The sequence below is a fragment of the Streptomyces sp. NPDC101118 genome (assembly GCF_044759445.1).
Taxonomy (GTDB): Bacteria; Actinomycetota; Actinomycetes; order Streptomycetales; family Streptomycetaceae; genus Streptomyces.
Map to the genome: position 1 here is coordinate 222,781 of NZ_JBIVZG010000003.1, position 17,287 is coordinate 240,067.

Annotated in this window: 14 protein-coding genes; 4 read left to right on the plus strand and 10 right to left on the minus strand. The window is 73.9% G+C overall.

Annotation, left to right across the window (positions count from 1 at the left end; genetic code table 11):
• Positions 1-1,440, plus strand: coding sequence for a regulator (locus tag ACIQUQ_RS06955; RefSeq protein ID WP_403972175.1), 1,440 nt, complete (start codon positions 1-3; stop codon positions 1,438-1,440).
• A gap of 296 nt (positions 1,441-1,736) precedes the next feature.
• Here the strand turns inward: ACIQUQ_RS06955 and ACIQUQ_RS06960 are convergent, their stop codons facing one another.
• The 4 genes from ACIQUQ_RS06960 to ACIQUQ_RS06975 all read right to left on the minus strand — a co-directional run bounded on the left by ACIQUQ_RS06960 (position 1,737) and on the right by ACIQUQ_RS06975 (position 5,589).
• Entirely contained in the window at positions 1,737-2,972 is a 1,236-nt protein-coding gene (locus ACIQUQ_RS06960) for an FAD-dependent oxidoreductase (RefSeq protein WP_403972177.1), read from the minus strand.
• A 147-nt stretch (positions 2,973-3,119) separates the two neighbouring features.
• On the minus strand, positions 3,120-4,031 hold the full coding sequence (locus ACIQUQ_RS06965) for a TIGR01777 family oxidoreductase (RefSeq protein ID WP_403972179.1): 912 nt from the start codon (positions 4,029-4,031) through the stop codon (positions 3,120-3,122).
• A gap of 112 nt (positions 4,032-4,143) precedes the next feature.
• Positions 4,144-4,638 (minus strand): hypothetical protein, encoded by a 495-nt coding sequence (locus tag ACIQUQ_RS06970; RefSeq protein ID WP_403972181.1) that lies wholly within the window; start codon positions 4,636-4,638, stop codon positions 4,144-4,146.
• A gap of 279 nt (positions 4,639-4,917) precedes the next feature.
• Positions 4,918-5,589 (minus strand): VIT family protein, encoded by a 672-nt coding sequence (locus ACIQUQ_RS06975; RefSeq protein ID WP_403972876.1) that lies wholly within the window; start codon positions 5,587-5,589, stop codon positions 4,918-4,920.
• 160 nt (positions 5,590-5,749) lie between these two features.
• Between ACIQUQ_RS06975 and ACIQUQ_RS06980 the strand changes: the two genes are divergently transcribed.
• Positions 5,750-6,934 carry a PP2C family protein-serine/threonine phosphatase gene (locus ACIQUQ_RS06980; RefSeq protein WP_403972183.1) on the plus strand — a complete coding sequence of 395 codons (1,185 nt, stop codon included), beginning with the start codon at positions 5,750-5,752 and terminating at the stop codon, positions 6,932-6,934.
• Positions 6,935-6,949: 15 nt separating this feature from the next.
• On the opposite strand, the gene ACIQUQ_RS06985 is transcribed toward ACIQUQ_RS06980, so the two are convergent.
• On the minus strand, positions 6,950-7,603 hold the full coding sequence (locus ACIQUQ_RS06985) for a TetR family transcriptional regulator (RefSeq protein ID WP_403972185.1): 654 nt from the start codon (positions 7,601-7,603) through the stop codon (positions 6,950-6,952).
• A gap of 111 nt (positions 7,604-7,714) precedes the next feature.
• On the opposite strand from ACIQUQ_RS06985, the gene ACIQUQ_RS06990 reads away from it, so the two are divergent.
• Complete coding sequence (locus ACIQUQ_RS06990) at positions 7,715-8,485, plus strand: SDR family NAD(P)-dependent oxidoreductase (RefSeq protein WP_403972187.1); 771 nt, start codon at positions 7,715-7,717, stop codon at positions 8,483-8,485.
• A gap of 35 nt (positions 8,486-8,520) precedes the next feature.
• Here the strand turns inward: ACIQUQ_RS06990 and ACIQUQ_RS06995 are convergent, their stop codons facing one another.
• A complete protein-coding gene (locus tag ACIQUQ_RS06995) occupies positions 8,521-9,039 on the minus strand; it encodes a DUF4240 domain-containing protein (RefSeq protein WP_399940510.1) in 519 nt (172 codons plus the stop codon).
• A gap of 56 nt (positions 9,040-9,095) precedes the next feature.
• On the opposite strand from ACIQUQ_RS06995, the gene ACIQUQ_RS07000 reads away from it, so the two are divergent.
• Positions 9,096-10,007 (plus strand): SDR family oxidoreductase, encoded by a 912-nt coding sequence (locus ACIQUQ_RS07000; protein WP_403972189.1) that lies wholly within the window; start codon positions 9,096-9,098, stop codon positions 10,005-10,007.
• A gap of 74 nt (positions 10,008-10,081) precedes the next feature.
• On the opposite strand, the gene aceE is transcribed toward ACIQUQ_RS07000, so the two are convergent.
• From aceE to lpdA, 4 genes are all read right to left on the minus strand, one after another.
• Positions 10,082-12,766, minus strand: coding sequence for a pyruvate dehydrogenase (acetyl-transferring), homodimeric type (aceE, locus tag ACIQUQ_RS07005; protein WP_403972191.1), 2,685 nt, complete (start codon positions 12,764-12,766; stop codon positions 10,082-10,084).
• A gap of 215 nt (positions 12,767-12,981) precedes the next feature.
• A complete protein-coding gene (locus ACIQUQ_RS07010; RefSeq protein WP_399940513.1) occupies positions 12,982-13,605 on the minus strand; it encodes a GntR family transcriptional regulator in 624 nt (207 codons plus the stop codon).
• Positions 13,606-13,891: 286 nt separating this feature from the next.
• Entirely contained in the window at positions 13,892-15,676 is a 1,785-nt protein-coding gene (sucB, locus tag ACIQUQ_RS07015) for a 2-oxoglutarate dehydrogenase, E2 component, dihydrolipoamide succinyltransferase (protein WP_403972193.1), read from the minus strand.
• Between the two features lie 57 nt (positions 15,677-15,733).
• Positions 15,734-17,122 carry a dihydrolipoyl dehydrogenase gene (gene lpdA, locus ACIQUQ_RS07020; RefSeq protein ID WP_399939560.1) on the minus strand — a complete coding sequence of 463 codons (1,389 nt, stop codon included), beginning with the start codon at positions 17,120-17,122 and terminating at the stop codon, positions 15,734-15,736.
• Positions 17,123-17,287 lie beyond the last annotated feature (165 nt).

Genomic DNA, 17,287 nt, shown 5'->3' on the forward strand with positions numbered 1-17,287 from the left:
ATGACGGAACGACCCCCGCAGCGAGTCCCCAACCGGCAGCTCGCGGCACTGATCGCCGAAGCGGGCTTCTCCAACGCCGGACTGGCCCGCCGGGTCGACCAGCTCGGCCTGGAGCACGGTCTGGACCTGCGGTACGACAAGACGTCCGTGACCCGGTGGCTGCGCGGGCAGCAACCGCGCGGCACCACCCCCGCACTGATCGCCGAGGTCTTCACGCGCCGCCTCGGCCGGCGCCTCTCCGCGCAGGACCTGGGCCTGGACGCGTGCGCCCCGGTGTACGCGGGGCTGGAATTCGCGGCCACGCCCGAGGAGGCCGTCGACATCGCCAGCGGCCTGTGGCGCAAGGACTCCGGCAGCCACGCCGAACTCCGCAAGATCGCCTTCACGCCGGCGGGCCTGGTGGTGCCCAGCCGGGACTGGCTGATCGGCCGCCCCGACGAGCGGGTGGGCCGCGGCGAGCCGGCGGCTGGCCCCCGGGTGCCGGGCCAGGGGCGCACCACGGTGCCCCGGCAGCGCCAGATCGACCGGGGCCCGGGACAGCGGGTGACCGGCGGCGACATCGCGGCGCTCCGCTCGGTGTCCGAGCTGTTCCGGGCGCTGGACCACGCGTACGGCGGCGGGCACGCGCGGCAGGCGCTGGTGCGGTACCTGGAGCACGAGGCCGAGCCGATGCTGCGCGGCACGTACGGCGAGACCACCGGCCGGCGGCTGTTCGCGGCCGCGGCCGACCTGACCAGGCTGGCGGGCTGGACCTCGTACGATATCGCCGCCCACGGGCTGGCCCAGCGGTACTTCGTCCAGGCGCTGCGGCTCGCCCAGGCCGCGGGCGACCGGGCGTACGGGTCGTACGTGCTGGTCACAATGAGTCGGCAGGCGGTGTACCTCGGGCACGGCAGGGAGGCCGTCCAGCTCGCCCGGGTCGCCCAGCAGGGCGTGGGCACCGGCGCCCCGCCGGTGGTGCAGGCCCTGCTGCACGCCGCGGAGGCCCGCGGGCACGGGGTGCTGGGCGAGGTACGGGCCTGCACGGCCTCCCTGGTCCGGGCGGAGCGGTCGCTCGGCGCCGCCCGGCCGGGGGACGACGTGCCGCACTGGGCGCGCTTCTTCGACGAGGCGCAGCTCGCGGACGAGTTCGGGCACGCGCACCGGGACCTCCAGCAGTACCGGGCCGCCGCGCAGCACGCGGAGCGGTCGCTGCAGCTGCGGGCCCCCGGCTACGCGCGGTCGCGGCTCTTCTGCCGGGTGGTCCTGGCCACCGCCCGGCTGGGGCTGGGGGAGCTGGACCAGGCCTGCGCCCTGGGGGCCGAGGCGGCGCAGCAGGCGATGGAGATGCGGTCGGTGCGGGCGGTGGAGTACGTACGGGACTTCGAGCGGCGCCTGGAGCCGTACCGCGACGCCGCCGCCGTCCGTACGTACCGCGACCGGGTGGCGGCCCTCCCGTAGGCCCGGCCCCGGCCGCACCGGGGCCGTGCCGGGCGCCCCCGTGCCGGGCGCGGGCCCCGTGCCGGGTGCGGTGGCGCGTGGGTGCGGGCCGTTGCCGCTGCGCGGGGCGTGCCCCACCCCGCCCTTCTCCCGTTCACCGGGGCAGGCCCCGGACCCCCTCGGACCCCAAGCGCCGGGCGGGCTCCAGCCTTCGTGGCCTGCCCCGGATCCCGCGCCTGTGCCGGGCGGCCGAGGCCCGGGACAGCAGGGGGCGGCCTCCCGGCGCGGGGGCGGTCGGGCGGCCCTCCCGGGAGGGGTCAGGCGGCGGCCGGGAGCGGGACCCGCGGTTCCGGGGCCGGAATGCCGAAGTCCGCGACCAGCGACTGCGCCGCACGGCGGGCGGAGAACAGCGCACCCTGCACCGTGTTCGTGTCCCGGTGGTCCCCGCACACGTACAGCCCCGCGAGCACCCGCACCGGCCGCCGCAGGTCGTACGGCGGCGGCATGGCCGGCACCGCCTCCGCCGTGTGGTGCACGGCCAGCAGCTCCCAGTCGGCCACCCCGGCCCCGGGCCCGTACAGCGCCGCCAGGTGACCCCGTACGTCCCGCTCGGCGGGCGGCGGCCCCAGCACCGTGGAGGAGACCAGGGACATCCCGAGCGGCGCCCGGCGCGGATCTACGGCGGACATGACGGCGGTGTGCGCCACCGGGCCGCGCCCCTCCGCCTCCAGCAGCAGCGAGGCGTCCCCCGGCACCCGGCCCGCCACCGCGTGGTGGAAGACCGTCACCGGGTGGAAGCCCGGCACCCGCAGCCCCGGCAGCAGCTCCGCCGCCTCCCGGGCCCCGGTGGCCAGCAGCACCGCCCGGCAGCGGAACTCCCCGTGCTCCTCGGTCCGAACCAGGCTGGTCGACACCGACCGCACCCGGACCCCGGTGAGCAGCGCGCCCGGCGGCAGGCCGGCCGCCAGCAGTGCGGGCAGGGCCGCCGCGCCGCCTTCCGGCACCGCGAGCCGCCCGCGCGCGAAGCCCCGCAGGGCCAGGTCCGCGACCCGGCTGGAGGTGCCCAGACCGGCATCGGACAGCAGGGTGGCCAGCAGGGGCCGCAGCACCCCGGCGAAGGGCCGCGGCAGCGCCGCGAGCGCCGGCCGCTCCGGCCGGGCCGTCAGCCGGTCCACCGGCACGGCGGCGAGCCGGGCCAGCGCCGCGTTCAGCAGGGAACCCCCGGCCAGCGCCCGGGCGGCGGTCCTGGTGCCGCCCACCCGCTGCTGCCGGCCGTCCCCGCAGACCAGCACGCCGGGTGCGAAGGTCCGCAGTGCGAGGTCGGCCAGCCCCGGGGTGCGGGCGAGCTCCGGGTACGAGGTGTTGAGGAGCTGGCCGATCCGGTCCAGCCGGAACCCGTCGACGGTTTCGGTGGCCATCCGGCCGCCGGGCTCCCGAGCCGCTTCCAGAACGGTGACGTTGATACCGGCGCCGACCAGATGGTGAGCGGCCGCGAGTCCCGCGACTCCCGCTCCCACGATGACGACGTCCGCGTGATGCGCGCTGCTGAGCACGTGCCCCTCCCCGAGGTCGGTCGGCGCTGGTGTCTGGTGTGGGGATCCTCCTTCCCCCAACACGCTCCACCAGAACCCGAGTCGGCCTAAGGAGTGGGCGCAAGTCCGGTCGCATGCGGTCGCACGCCGGTCGCACAACGGTCGTATTCAGTCGCCCCGGCGATCCGCGGTGAGCGCCCACCGCAGCGCGTCCTCGACGGTCGGGTCCTGGAACCGGAACCCCGCGTCCAGCAGCCGCCGCGGCACCGCCCGCTGACCCGTCAGCACGTCCTCCGCGAACTCGCCCAGCGCCAGCCGGATCGCGGGCGCCGGCACGGCGAAGACAGCGGGCCGGTGCAGCAACCGGCCCAGCACGGCCGTCATCTCACGGTTCGTCACCGGGGCGGGCCCGGTCAGGTTCACCGGACCCGACAGCCCGTCCTCGTCGATCAGGAACCGCAGCGCCGCCACGTGGTCGCGCAGCGACATCCAGCTCATGTACTGGCGGCCGGTGCCCAGTCGCCCGCCGAGCCCCGCCCGGAAGAGCGGAATCAGCCGCCGCCCCCAGGCGCCGCCCCGGCCGGCCACCACGGGCCCGGTGCGGGTGAAGACCGTACGGACCCCCGCCTCGCGCGCCGGGGCGGTGGCCGCCTCCCACTCCACGCACAGGGACGGCAGGAAACCGCCGGCCACGGGGGAGTCCTCGTCCACCGTCCGGTCGCCCGTGTCGCCGTAGACGCCCACGCCCGAGGCGTTCACCAGCACCTGCGGAGGCTCGGGCAGCGTGGCGAGGGCGGCCGCGAGCGTCCGGGTGCCGAGCACCCGGCTGTCGCGGATCTCCTTCTTGTACGCCGCGGTCCAGCGGTGGTCGCCCAGGCCCGCGCCGGCCAGGTTGACCACGGCGGCGCACCCCGTCAGACCGGACTCCTCGACGTACCCCCGCTTCGGGTCCCAGGCCGCCTCGTCGGGCCCGCGCGGTGGCCGCCGCACCAGGCGGCACACCTCGTGCCCGTCCGCACGCAGGGAGCGCACCAGCGCCGTGCCGATGAGTCCGGCCGAGCCGGTGACCGCGATCCGCATGCCCCGACCCTAGTGGGCCCACCTCGTGCCGACGCCGCCCGAGCGCCCAACTCGCTGGTGCCGACGCGCGTCCGCCACCCGTTGCGGCGGGGGCGCGGCGACGGTCGGCCCCTCACGAGGCGGTGCGGGTGACGTCGGTGATCCGGCAGGTGACGGCCCGGTCGACCTGGGTCAGGCTCTGGGCCCGCTCACGCGACGCCTGCCCAGGGGCCAAGTGGCTCGTCGAGGCGTTGGCCTCGGCGAGGCGCTCGCCGGACGCCGCCACGAACTCGACGCCGATCCAGTAGTCGCTCGCCTTGCCGCTGTGGTTGGTGATCGTGAGATCGGCGTGGGGCCAGCGCGTGGTCGGGTCGGTCTCGCACGCGGTGATCCGCACGTCGTCCGCCGGCCTGTGCGGCCCCGGACCGGGGGCCTCCCTGAACGCGAGCGCTCCGATGCCGATCGCCGCGAGGAGCCCGAGGCCGCCGACGACCAGGCCGACCGTGAGGCAGCAGGCTCTGGACGAGTCCTTCCGGGGCGGGGCCGGGGGCGGTGCCCAGGCACCGCCCGGAGGTACGGGCGGGCGCTCGCCCCATCCCGGGGGCTCGCTGCCTCTCGGACTCCCCATCTGGCCCTCCCGTCGCTCAGTGAGCCGGCCGGCAGCTCCACGATGCGCCTGGCTCCGGCGGACGGCACGTCAGCGGGTGGCGCGGAAGCGGGCCGGCCGCACGCGACCGGCGCCCGGCCCTCCGCGGGCGACGGCTCCGGTGCGGCGTAGGGGACCCCGTCCGGTACGGCCGTTGAGCCCCCGTCCGGTACGGCCGAGGAGCCTCCGTCCGGTACGGCCGTTGAGACCCCGTCCGGTACGGCCGGGGAGACCCCTGCAGCCGACTCACGGCCGAGGCCCTTACGCCCCGCTCGCGCTCAGCAGGTGGCCGGCCGCGTACGTGACCGCCATCGCGAGGCCGCCGCCCGCCATGTTGCGGGCCACCGCCCGCAGCGGCGGGGCGCCGCCCAGGCCCGCGCTCACCCGGCCGCACAGCGCCAGCGCCAGCAGCACCGCGACCACCGTCACCGGGACCCGCTGCGACGGGGCCGGCAGCAGGATGGCGAGCAGCGGCAGCAGGGCGCCCACGGTGAACGACACGAAGCTGGCCAGCGCCGCGTGCCAGGGGTTGGCCAGCTCGTCCGGCTCGATGCCCAGCTCGACCCGGGCGTGCGCGCGCAGCGCGTCCCGCTCGCTGAGCTGCTCGGCCGCCTCGCGGGCTACGTCCCGGCTCAGGCCGCGCGCCGCCAGCAGTCCGGTCAGCTCCTCCAGCTCCGCCTCCGGGTCCTCGGCCAGCTCCTGCCGCTCGGTCTCCAGGGCGGCCCGCTCCGAGTCGCGCTGGGAGCTGACGGACACGTACTCCCCGGCCGCCATGGAGAGGGAGCCCGCCAGCAGGCCGGCGACGCCGGCCGCGAGCAGCGCGGTCCGGGAGGTGGTGGCGCCGGCCACGCCGACCACCAGGCCGGCGGTGGAGATGATGCCGTCGTTCGCGCCCAGGACGCCCGCCCGCAGCCAGTTCAGCCGGGTGCTCATGGCGGCCGACCGGCCCTCCGGCGGCTCCGGGGGCACTTCGGGCTCCGGGGGCACGGGCGCGCCCGTCCGCTGCTCTTCGGTCACGGGAACACTCTGGTGCGCTCGTCCGTCCGGGGCCACCCGGAATGCGGGGGCGCCCGGGGCGTACGAGGGTGAAGGGGTGAGCAGGCGTCGACGAGGGGACGCAGAGCCCGGCTGGCTGCGGGGCGCGCCGCCCCCGGTCTGGGCCCGGCTCGCCCCGGTCGTGGCGCTGGTGGTGCTCTCCCTCGCCCAGTTCCTCACGCCGGAGAACGTGGAGCTGGGCTTCTTCCTGGCCGCGCTGCCGCCGGTCGCCGCCTTCTCGTACGGGGCGCTGGGCACCGCCGTCTTCGGGATCGTCGTGCTGGTGCTGCTCGGGGTGCCGTCGCTGGACGTGGGCCACGCGCAGGGCGTCGACCTGGTGAACGTCGCCCTGATCGGGCTGCTCAGCGTGGTGATCGCCTGGGTGCGCAGGCGCCGGGACGCGCAGCTCGTGAGCGTGCGCACGGTGGCCGAGGCGGCGCAGCTCGCGGTGCTGCCGCCGGTGCCCGAGCGGGTGGGGGACCTGCGCTGCGCCGGGCTCTACCGGGCCGCCCAGCGGGGCACGCTGGTGGGCGGCGACCTCTACGACGTACGGGCCGGGCCCTACGGCGTACGGGCCATCGTGGCGGACGTGCAGGGGCACGGGCTGGCCGCGGTGGGGACCGTGGCGGGGCTGCTGGGCGCGTTCCGCGAGGGGGCGCTCGACGACGCCGGCCTGGACGCGGTGGCGGCCCGGCTGGACCGCAGGCTGCTGGAGGACTCCGCGGCGGTGGAACACGACGAGCTGTTCGCCACCGCCGTCCTGCTGGAGTTCCCGCCGGGCAGCGGAGCCGTGCGGATCCTGTCCTGCGGGCACCCGCCGGTGCTGCGGCTGCGCGGCACGGCCGTGACCCCGCTCGTCGTGGATCCGGGGCCGCCGCTGGGGCTGGGCCTCGCGGGTCTGGCGCAGCCGGTGGTGGGGGAGGTCCGGCTGGCGCCGGGGGACCGGGTGCTGGCCCACACCGACGGCGTCACCGAGGCCAGGGACGGGGAGGGGGTCTTCTACCCGCTGCTGGAGCGGCTCCCTGCGCTGGTCGCCGAGGCGGGCGCCGGTGCCGCCCCGCCGGAGGGGGTGGTCGACACGGTCTGGCGCGACCTGTACGCGTACACGCGCGGGCCGGAGGACGACGTGGCCCTGCTGCTTCTGGCCCCCGACGGGGCCCGGGGCGACGACCAGGGCCGGCCCCCGGGCGACGTCCCCGACCACGCCTCGGACCACGCCCCGGGCCGCCTGGGCCCGGCCTGATCCGAAAGACACCGCCTAGCCCCGCCGCAGCACCGCCATCCCGCCCGTCAGTTCCCTGAGGCACCGCACGGCGAGCTCCGCCGGCGAGCCCGGGCCCCGCTGCGGGGCGTCGCCGGCGGACCAGACCTCCAGCGAGACGCGGATGGCGTCGGTGGCCGCAGCCGCCAGCAGACGGATCTCCAGCGGGTCCGCCGAGTCGCCGGCCAGTCGCGCCAGCACCGGGACCAGCCGCTCCTCGGAGTCCTGGTTGACCTGGAACCACACCGCGCGCAGGGCGGGGTCGTCCGCCGAGGCGCGCAGCAGCCCGCGGGTCCACTCCAGGCCCTCCTCGCCGTCGGGGAGGGTCAGCGACGAGGTGATCGCGCGCTCTATGGCCGGACCGAGCGCCACGCCCGGCTCCTCCGCCTCCAGCAGCGCCCGCCACGCGTCGCCGCCCCCCGCCAGCAGCGGCGCCACGGCGTCCTGCTTGCTGCGGAAGTAGCGGTAGAAGGTGCGCAGCGCGACCCCCGCCCGCCGGGCGATGTCCTCGGCGGTCGTGCCGTCGGGCCCGTGCTCGGCGAACAGCGCGCAGGCGGCCCGCGCGATGTCCAGCTGCGTGGCCGCCTTGCGGCGCTCCGTGAGGGACTGGCCGGGGCCGGTGGCGGGGGAGTAGGGACGAGGCGATCTCACCCCCGCAGACTACGTCAGGGAGGAGACGTATTGCATGGATTGACAGGATGGCAAAGCGTGTCACTTACTCGTAGGGTCAGTGACTGACACCTACGTACTCGGAGAAGACACATGCAGCGTTACGAAGGCAGGCGCGTCCTCGTCACCGGCGGCGGTTCCGGCATCGGCCAGGCCACCGTCCACCGGATCCTGGCCGAGGGCGGCCGGGTCGTCGCCGTGGACGTCAGCGAGACCGGCCTGAAGGCGACGGCCGACCGCGCCGCCGCCGACGGCACCGCCGCCCGCCTCACCACCGCCCTGCTCGACATCTCGGACGAGGCCGCGGTCCGTGCCGGCGTCGCCGCCGCGGTCGAGACCCTCGGCGGACTGGACGTCCTGGTCAACGCGGCCGGCATCCTGCGCTCCGAGCACACCCACAAGACCTCGCTGGAGCTCTGGAACACGATCGTCTCGGTCAACCTGACCGGCACGTTCCTGATGGTCCGCGAGGCGATCCCGGCGCTGCTCGAGGGCGACAAGCCGGTGATCGTGAACTTCAGCTCGACCTCGGCCTCCTTCGCGCACCCGTACATGGCGGCGTACGCGGCCACCAAGGGCGGCATCCAGGCCATGACCCACTCCCTGGCCGCCGAGTACAGCAAGCAGGGCCTGCGCGCGGTCAGCGTCGCGCCCGGCTCCATCGAGAGCGGGATGACCACCGGCAACGGCCCCGGCCTGCCCGAGGACACCGACTGGTCGCTCTTCGCGAAGCTGGCCCCCGCCATCGGCCAGGGCTTCGCGGGCCCCGACACGGTGGCCGGCGTGGTGGCCATGCTCGGCTCCGAGGACGGCGCCTTCATCACCGGCACCGAGATCCGCATCGACGGCGGCACGCACTACTGAGCCGCGCCCCCCCGGGGCTGAGGGAGGGGACGCCCTCAGCCCCGGAACCGCTCCCAGAGCCGCGGGTACCGCACGCGCAGCACCGCCTCGTCCTCGAACTCCAGCGGGGTCCCCGCCGGCTCGGCCGCCTGCACCGGGATGCCCAGGTCCGGCGCCACCACGCCGGTCAGCTGCTCGTACGCGTCGTCGGCGGCGTACCCCAGCTCCTCGCCGTCCCCGTCGATCTCCTCGTCGAACTCCCCGAGCAGCTCCGCCAGATGGTCCGGGTCGTGCACCCCGCCCTCGAAGACCTCCCGGCCCTGCCCGATCAGCCAGCAGCGGAAGTAGTCGAAGGCGTCGTCGCTGGCACCGTCCAGGAGCACCCAGGCCGCCCCCCACAGCTCCCAGGTGTACGCGCGGTTGTAGCGCGCCTCGAAGTGCCGGGCGAAGTCCAGCACGGACTCCGGGTCGAGCGTCGTCAGCCGTTCCACCAGCAGGTCGGCATGCTTCTCGGGGTCGCCGTCGGCGGCCTCGCGGGTGCTGTCGACGATCTCCCAGAACTCCGTCTCGTCCATCACGGGATCCAGCATCACGGGTGCGCGTGGCCCCCGCCACCGCGAGAATCCGTCGCATGGGAGACCTCAGCGGAAAAACCGCCCTCGTGGCCGGTGCCACCCGCGGCGCGGGCCGGGCCATCGCCGTCCGGCTGGGGGCGGCGGGCGCCACCGTGTACGTCACCGGGCGCACCAGCCGGCAGCAGGCCAGCGAGGTGGGACGGACGACGGAGACCATCGAGGAGACCGCCGAGCTGGTGACGGCGGCCGGCGGCGAGGGCGTCGCCGTCGTCGCCGACCACCTCGATCCGGAGCAGGTACGCGCCCTCGTCGAGCGCATCGACGCCGAGCGGGGCCGCCTCGACGTCCTGGTCAACGACCTCTGGGGCGGCGAGCACCTGGTGGTCTTCGGCAAGCGGATGTGGGAGACCGAACTCGACCGCGGCCTGCGGATGCTGGAACTGGGTGTGAAGAGCCACATCATCACCAGCTGGCACGCCCTGCCGCTGCTCATCCGGAACCCCGGCGGACTCGTCGTGGAGATCACCGACGGCACCGCGCGCACCAACGAGCGCTTCCGCGAGAACTTCTTCTACGACCTGGCCAAGAACGGACCCATCCGGATGGCCGCCACCCTCGCCCACGACCTCAGGGACACCGGCTGCACGGCCGTCTCGGTGACCCCCGGCTGGCTGCGTTCCGAGCAGATGCTGGAGACCTTCGGGGTGACGGAGGCGAACTGGCGCGACGCCACCGCCAAGGTGCCCGGCTTCGGCGTCTCGGAGTCCCCCCTCTACGTCGCCCGCGCGGTGACGGCCCTGGCCGCGGACCCGGACGTGCACCGCTGGAACGGGCAGTCCCTGTCCAGCGGACAGCTCGCCCGGGAGTACGGGTTCACCGATGCGGACGGCAGCCGTCCGGACGCCTGGGCGTACATCGAGGAGGTCGAGATCGGCGGCGCCGACCGCACGCCGGACGACTACCGCTGACCGGACGGAAAAAGGAGCGAGCGGCCGCACCCCTCCCCCTGGGGTGCGGCCGCTCACGTCACGGGCGGGCCGTCCTACAGGCCGTAGCGCTCCCGCGCCTCCTTGACCGCCGAGGCCGGGACCTCGCCGCGGCGGGCGAGCTGGGCCAGGGCGGCGACCACGATGGACTGCGGGTCGACGCCGAAGTGGCGACGGGCGCCCTCACGGGTGTCGGAGAGACCGAAGCCGTCCGTGCCCAGCGAGGTGTAGTCCTGCGGGACCCACTGGCTGATCTGGTCCGGCACCTGGCGCATCCAGTCGGAGACCGCCAGCACCGGGCTGGTGACGCCCTCCAGCGCACGGGTCACGTACGGGGTGCGCTCCTCGCCGCGCAGCAGCGCCTCGTCGCACTCCAGCGCGTCGCGGCGCAGCTCGCCCCAGGAGGTGGCGGACCACACGTCGGCGGCCACGTTCCAGTCGGCGGCCAGCAGCTTCTGGGCCTCCAGGATCCAGTGGATGGCCGTACCCGAGGCCATCAGCTGGATCTTCGGGGCGTCCGCGGCCGGGGCCGCCTCGCCGAGGTCCGCCGCCGTGTTGAAGCGGTAGAGGCCCTTGACGATGCCCTCCTCGACGCCCTCGGGCATCGCGGGCTGGGGCTTCGGCTCGTTGTAGACCGTCAGGTAGTAGAAGACGTCCTCGGGGTTCTCCCCGTACATCCGCTCCAGACCGTCCTTGACGATCACCGCGATCTCGTACGCGAAGGCCGGGTCGTAGTTGAGCGAGGCCGGGTTGGTGGCCGCGATCAGGTGCGAGTGGCCGTCGGCGTGCTGGAGGCCCTCACCGGTCAGCGTCGTACGGCCGGCCGTGGCGCCCACGATGAAGCCCTTGCCGAGCTGGTCGGCGAGCTGCCACATCTGGTCGCCGGTCCGCTGCCAGCCGAACATCGAGTAGAAGATGTAGAACGGGATCATCGTCTCGCCGTGCGTCGCGTACGACGTGGCGGCGGCGATGAAGTCGGCCATGGCGCCGGCCTCGGTGATCCCCTCGTTGAGGATCTGGCCGTCCTTGGCCTCCTTGTAGTACATCAGCTGGTCGCGGTCGACCGGCTCGTACGTCTGGCCCAGCGGCGAGTAGATGCCCGCGGACGGGAACAGCGACTCCATGCCGAAGGTGCGGGCCTCGTCGGGGACGATCGGCACCCAGCGGCGGCCGGTCTCCTTGTCCCGCATCAGGTCCTTGACCAGGCGGACGAAGGCCATGGTGGTGGCCATCTCCTGCTTGCCGGAGCCCTTGAGCAGCGGCGCGTACGACTTGTCCGCGGGCTGCGGCAGCGGCACCTGGTGCACGCGGCGGGCCGGGGCGGGGCCGCCGAGGGCCGCGCGGCGCTCCTGGAGGTAGCGGACCTCGGCGGAGTCGGCGCCCGGGTGGCCGTAGGGGACCACGCCGTCGGCGAAGGCGCTGTCCGGGATCGGGAGTCCGAGCAGGTCGCGCATGCCCTTGAACTCGTCGATGGTCAGCTTCTTCATCTGGTGGTTCGCGTTCTTCGACTCGAACCCGGGGCCGAGGGTGTAGCCCTTGACCGTCTGCGCCAGGATCACGGTCGGCGCGCCCTTGAACTCCAGGGCGGCCTTGTACGCGGCGTAGACCTTGCGGGGCTCGTGGCCGCCGCGCGAGGTGTGGAAGCACTCGGCGATCTTCGCGTCGGTCAGCACGCCGGCGAGCTGGACCAGCGCCGGGTTGACGCCGAAGAAGTGCTCGCGGATGTAGGCCACGTCGCGGGTGGCGTACGTCTGGAACTGCGCGTCCGGCACCTCGCGGAGGCGGCGGACCAGCGCGCCCGTGGTGTCGAGCTGGAACAGCTCGTCCCAGGCCGAGCCCCAGAGCGTCTTGACGACGTTCCAGCCGGCACCGCGGAAGGCACCCTCCAGCTCCTGGACCACGCGGAAGTTGGCGCGGACCGGGCCGTCGAGGCGCTGCAGGTTGCAGTTGATGACGAAGGTCAGGTTGTCGAGACCCTCACGGGCCGCGAGCGCGAGGGCCGCGGTCGACTCGGGCTCGTCCATCTCGCCGTCGCCCAGGAAGGCCCAGACGTGCGAGTTGGAGGTGTCCTTGATCTTCCGGTTCTCCAGGTAGCGGTTGAAGCGCGCCTGGTAGATCGCGGAGAGGGGGCCGAGGCCCATGGAGACCGTGGGGAACTCCCACAGCCAGGGCAGCCGGCGCGGGTGCGGGTAGGAGGGCAGGCCGTTGCCGCCGGACTCCTGCCGGAAGTTGTCGAGCTGCTGCTCGCTGATGCGCCCGTCGAGGAAGGCGCGGGCGTAGACGCCGGGGGAGGCGTGGCCCTGGACGTACAGCTGGTCGCCCGAGCCGTCGGCCTCCTTGCCCCGGAAGAAGTGCTGGAAGCCGGTCTCGTAGAGCCAGGCGGCGGAGGCGAAGGTGGCGATGTGGCCGCCGACGCCGTACTTCGAGCCGCGGGTCACCATGGCGGCCGCGTTCCAGCGGTTCCAGGCGGTGATGCGGGACTCCATCTCCAGGTCACCGGGGAACTCGGGCTCCGCGGCGGTGGGGATGGTGTTGACGTAGTCCGTCTCCAGGAGCTTCGGCAGGGCGAGCCCGGCGGCCTCGGCGTGCTGGAGCGTACGGCGCATCAGGTATTCGGCGCGGTGCGTACCGGCGGCCTTGGCGACGGCATCCAGGGAGGCCGCCCATTCGGCGGTCTCTTCGGTGTCGCGGTCCGGGAGCTGGTCGAGCTCGCTCGGAAGCTTTCCTACGGGGTCGGACATCGGTGTGCGCCGCCTTCCGGTACGTGGGAGGGGGTGAAGAACTGTTCCCTGACTGGCAGGACAGGGCCGATGGGCCTGGTTGTGGCCCGCGGAAGACTGTAAGTCCCTGATCGATGATCGATCAAAGGAATCTGACGAAAAAATGGTCATTACACAAAAGTTGGCACTCCGTGCCGTAAATTTGGGCACGGAATGCCATCTCAAAATGGGACAAGTCAGGCGCTGGGTGCACATCCGAGCACGTGGTGCTTCACCAGTACGCCGATCTCGGGGTCCCTCCTTCGGAAGGCCTCGACCAGAGCCTCGTGCTCCTCGGCGTACGACTTCTGCACGGTGCCGAGCCAGCGGATCGACAGCGCGGTGAACACCTCGATGCCCAGGCTCTCCCAGGTGTGCAGCAGGACGCTGTTCCCGGCCGCCCGCACCATCTCGCGGTGGAAGGCCACCGTGTGCCGCACCTGGGCCGTGCCGTCCGAGAGCCGGTCGGCCTCCCGCAGGGCGGCCACGTGCGGCTCCAGGGCCGAGGTGTCGGTCGCCAGGGTGGGGGCCGCCAGCTCTGCGGCGATCTGCTCCAGGCCGGCCCGGACGGGGTAGATCTCCTCCAGGTCGGCCGCCGACAGGTTCCGCACCCGGACGCCCTTGTTGGGCGCCGACTCGATCAGCCGCAGCGTCTCCAGCTCGCGCAGGGCCTCGCGCACCGGGGTCTGGCTGACCTCCAGCTCGACCGCGATCCGGCGCTCCACGATGCGCTCGCCGGGCTTCCAGCGGCCGCTGACGATCCCCTCCACGATGTGCTCGCGGATCTGCTCGCGCAGCGAGTGCACCACGGGTGGGGTGATCATCTGGGATTCATCTCCTGTGGGTCGACAGGGCCTTCGTGCGTAGACAATACGGCGGCGGGGGCCCCCCCCCGGGGGGGCGGGGGGGGGGGGGGCGGGGGGGGGGGGGGGCCCGCCCCCCCGAACACAGATAGAGCCGCCGCGACCCCCACAAAAACCCCCCCCCCCCCCACCGCAAAAGCGCGGGGGCGCCGCGGGCACCTGCGGCCGGCCCCCCCCCCCCCGCCCCCCCGCCGGGGGGGGGGGGGGGGGGCCCCCGACGGTGAGGCTCGTTACAAGTCCCCTGTTACAGGCCGAGCTCGACCTCGAACTCGCCGGCCTCCAGGATCGCCTTGACGGCCGTCAGGTAGCGGGCGGCGTCCGCGCCGTCCACCAGACGGTGGTCGTAGGAGAGCGACAGGTAGGTCATGTCGCGCACGGCGATGGTCTCGCCCAGGTCCGGGTGGTTGATGACCACGGGACGCTTGACGGTGGCGCCGATGCCCAGGATCGCGACCTGGTTCGGCGGCACGATGACCGTGTCGAACAGCGCACCGCGCGAGCCGGTGTTGCTGATCGTGAAGGTGGCGCCGGACAGCTCGTCCGGGGTGATCTTGTTGCTGCGGACCTTGCCGGCCAGGTCGGCGGTCGCCTTGGAGATGCCGGCCAGGTTGAGGTCGCCCGCACCCTTGATGACCGGGGTCATCAGGCCCTTCTCGGAGTCCACGGCGATGCCGATGTTCTCCGAGTCGAAGTAGGTGATGGTGCCCTCGTCCTCGTTGATCCGGGCGTTGACGACCGGGTGGGCCTTCAGCGCCTGGGCAGCGGCCTTGACGAAGAACGGCATCGGGGAGAGCTTGACGCCCTCGCGGGCCAGGAACGAGTCCTTGGCCTTGCCGCGCAGCTTCATGATCTTGGTGATGTCCACCTCGACCACGGAGGTCAGCTGCGCCTGCGAGTGCAGGGCCTTCATCATGTTGTCGCCGATGACCTTGCGCATGCGGGTCATCTTGACCGTCTGACCGCGCAGCGGGGACGTCTCCAGGGCCGGGGCCTTGGCGGCGGCGGCCGGGGCGGCGGCAGCGGCCGGAGCCGGAGCGGCGGCCTTGGCGGCCTCCGCGGCGGCGATGACGTCCTGCTTGCGGATGCGGCCACCGACACCGGTGCCCGTGACGGTCGCCAGGTTGACGCCGGACTCCGAGGCCAGCTTGCGGACCAGCGGGGTCACGTACGCGCCCTCGTCGCCGGAGACGGCGGCGGGAGCGGCCGGGGCCGGGGTGACCGGAGCCGGGGCGGCGACCGGGGCGGCGGCCTGGACCGGAGCCGGAGCGGCGACCGGGGCGGCCGGCGCGGCCGGAGCCGGAGCGGCCACGGGGGCGGCCGGAGCCGGAGCCGGAGCAGCAGCCGGAGCCGGGGCGGCGGCCGGAGCCGGGGCGGCCGGGGCCGGGGCGGCGGCCGGGGCCGCACCCGCGGCGCCGATGACGGCGAGACGGGCGCCGACCTCGGCGGTCTCGTCCTCGCCGACCAGGATCTCCAGCAGGGTGCCGGAAACCGGCGCCGGGATCTCGGTGTCGACCTTGTCGGTCGAGACCTCGAGCAGCGGCTCGTCGGCCTCGACGGACTCGCCGACCTGCTTCAGCCAGCGGGTGACGGTGCCCTCGGTGACGGACTCGCCCAGGGCGGGCAGCACGACGTCGGTGCCGGTGGCACCGCCCGCCGCGGGAGCCGCGGCAGGGGCCTCGGCGGCCGGGGCCGGGGCGGCCGGAGCCTCGGCCACGGGGGCCGGAGCGGCGGCGGGGGCCTCGGCGGGCGCCTCGGCGGCCGCCGGGGCGGGGGCAGCGGCCGGAGCGCCGGTGCCGTCGTCGATGATGGCCAGCTCGGCGCCGACCTCGACGGTCTCGTCCTCGGCGACCTTGATGGAGGCCAGGATGCCCGAAGCCGGGGCCGGGATCTCGGTGTCGACCTTGTCGGTCGACACCTCGAGCAGCGGCTCGTCGGCCTCGACGCGCTCGCCCTCGGCCTTCAGCCAGCGGGTGACAGTGCCCTCTGTGACGCTCTCGCCGAGCGCCGGAAGGGTTACGGAAACCGCCATGGTTTCAGTTGCTCCTAACGGATGTGCGGAAGTGGTCGTCGCGCCCGGTGACTGTGATTAGTCGTGGGAGTGCAGGGGCTTGCCCGCGAGCGCCAGGTGGGCCTCGCCGAGAGCCTCGTTCTGCGTGGGGTGCGCGTGGATGAGCTGCGCGACCTCGGCCGGCAGAGCCTCCCAGTTGTAGATCAGCTGGGCCTCGCCGACCTGCTCGCCCATCCGGTCACCGACCATGTGGACGCCGACCACGGCACCGTCCTTGACCTGGACGAGCTTGATCTCGCCCGCGGTCTTCAGGATCTTGCTCTTGCCGTTGCCCGCCAGGTTGTACTTGAGGGCGACGACCTTGTCCGCACCGTAGATCTCCTTGGCCTTGGCCTCGGTGATGCCGACGGAAGCGACCTCGGGGTGGCAGTACGTGACGCGCGGCACGCCGTCGTAGTCGATCGGGACGGTCTTCAGACCGGCCAGACGCTCCGCGACCAGGATGCCCTCGGCGAAGCCGACGTGCGCGAGCTGCAGGGTCGGGACGAGGTCACCGACGGCCGAGATGGTCGGCACGTTGGTCTGCATGTACTCGTCGACCAGGACGTAGCCGCGGTCCATCGCGACGCCCTGCTCCTCGTAGCCAAGGCCCTGGGAGACCGGGCCGCGGCCGATGGCGACCAGCAGCACCTCGGCCTCGAAGGTCTTGCCGTCGGCCAGCGTGACGCGCACGCCGTTCTCGGTGTACTCGGCCTTCTCGAAGAAGGTGCCGAGGTTGAACTTGATGCCGCGCTTGCGGAACGCGCGCTCCAGCAGCTTGGAGCTGTTCTCGTCCTCGACCGGGACGAGGTGCTTCAGGCCCTCGATGACGGTGACGTCGGTGCCGAAGGACTTCCACGCCGAGGCGAACTCGACGCCGATGACGCCGCCGCCCAGGATGATCGCGGACTCGGGGACGCGGTCCAGCACGAGCGCGTGGTCCGAGGAGATGATGCGGTTGCCGTCGATCTCCAGGCCCGGCAGCGAGCGCGGCACGGAGCCGGTCGCCAGGAGGACGTGGCGGCCCTGGATGCGCTGGCCGTTGACGTCGACGGACGTCGGGGAGGACAGGCGGCCCTCGCCCTCGATGTACGTCACCTTGCGGGAGGCGACCAGGCCCTGCAGGCCCTTGTACAGGCCCGAGATGACCTCGTCCTTGTACTTGTGGACACCGGCGATGTCGATGCCCTCGAAGGAGGTCTTGACACCGAACTGGCCGGCCTCGCGGGCCTGGTCCGCGACCTCGCCCGCGTGCAGCAGAGCCTTAGTGGGGATGCAGCCGTTGTGCAGGCAGGTGCCGCCGAGCTTGTTCTTCTCGATCAGGGCAACGTCCAGACCCAGCTGCGAGGCGCGCAGGGCCGCGGCGTAACCGCCACTGCCACCGCCGAGGATCACTAGGTCGAAAACGGTGCTGGCGTCGTTCGCCACGTCACGTCCTCCATGCATGTGCGCCGGGCGCCGGTCTCCTGTGACCGGGCGGCGGCTGGTGTTCGGCCGCTTTTCTTCGGCCCCTGTGGTGGGGCCCTGTCCTGCCGAGAACCCATCTTCGCATTTGTCGAGGGAACGCGGGACGCCGGGCCCGGGGTGTGGCAA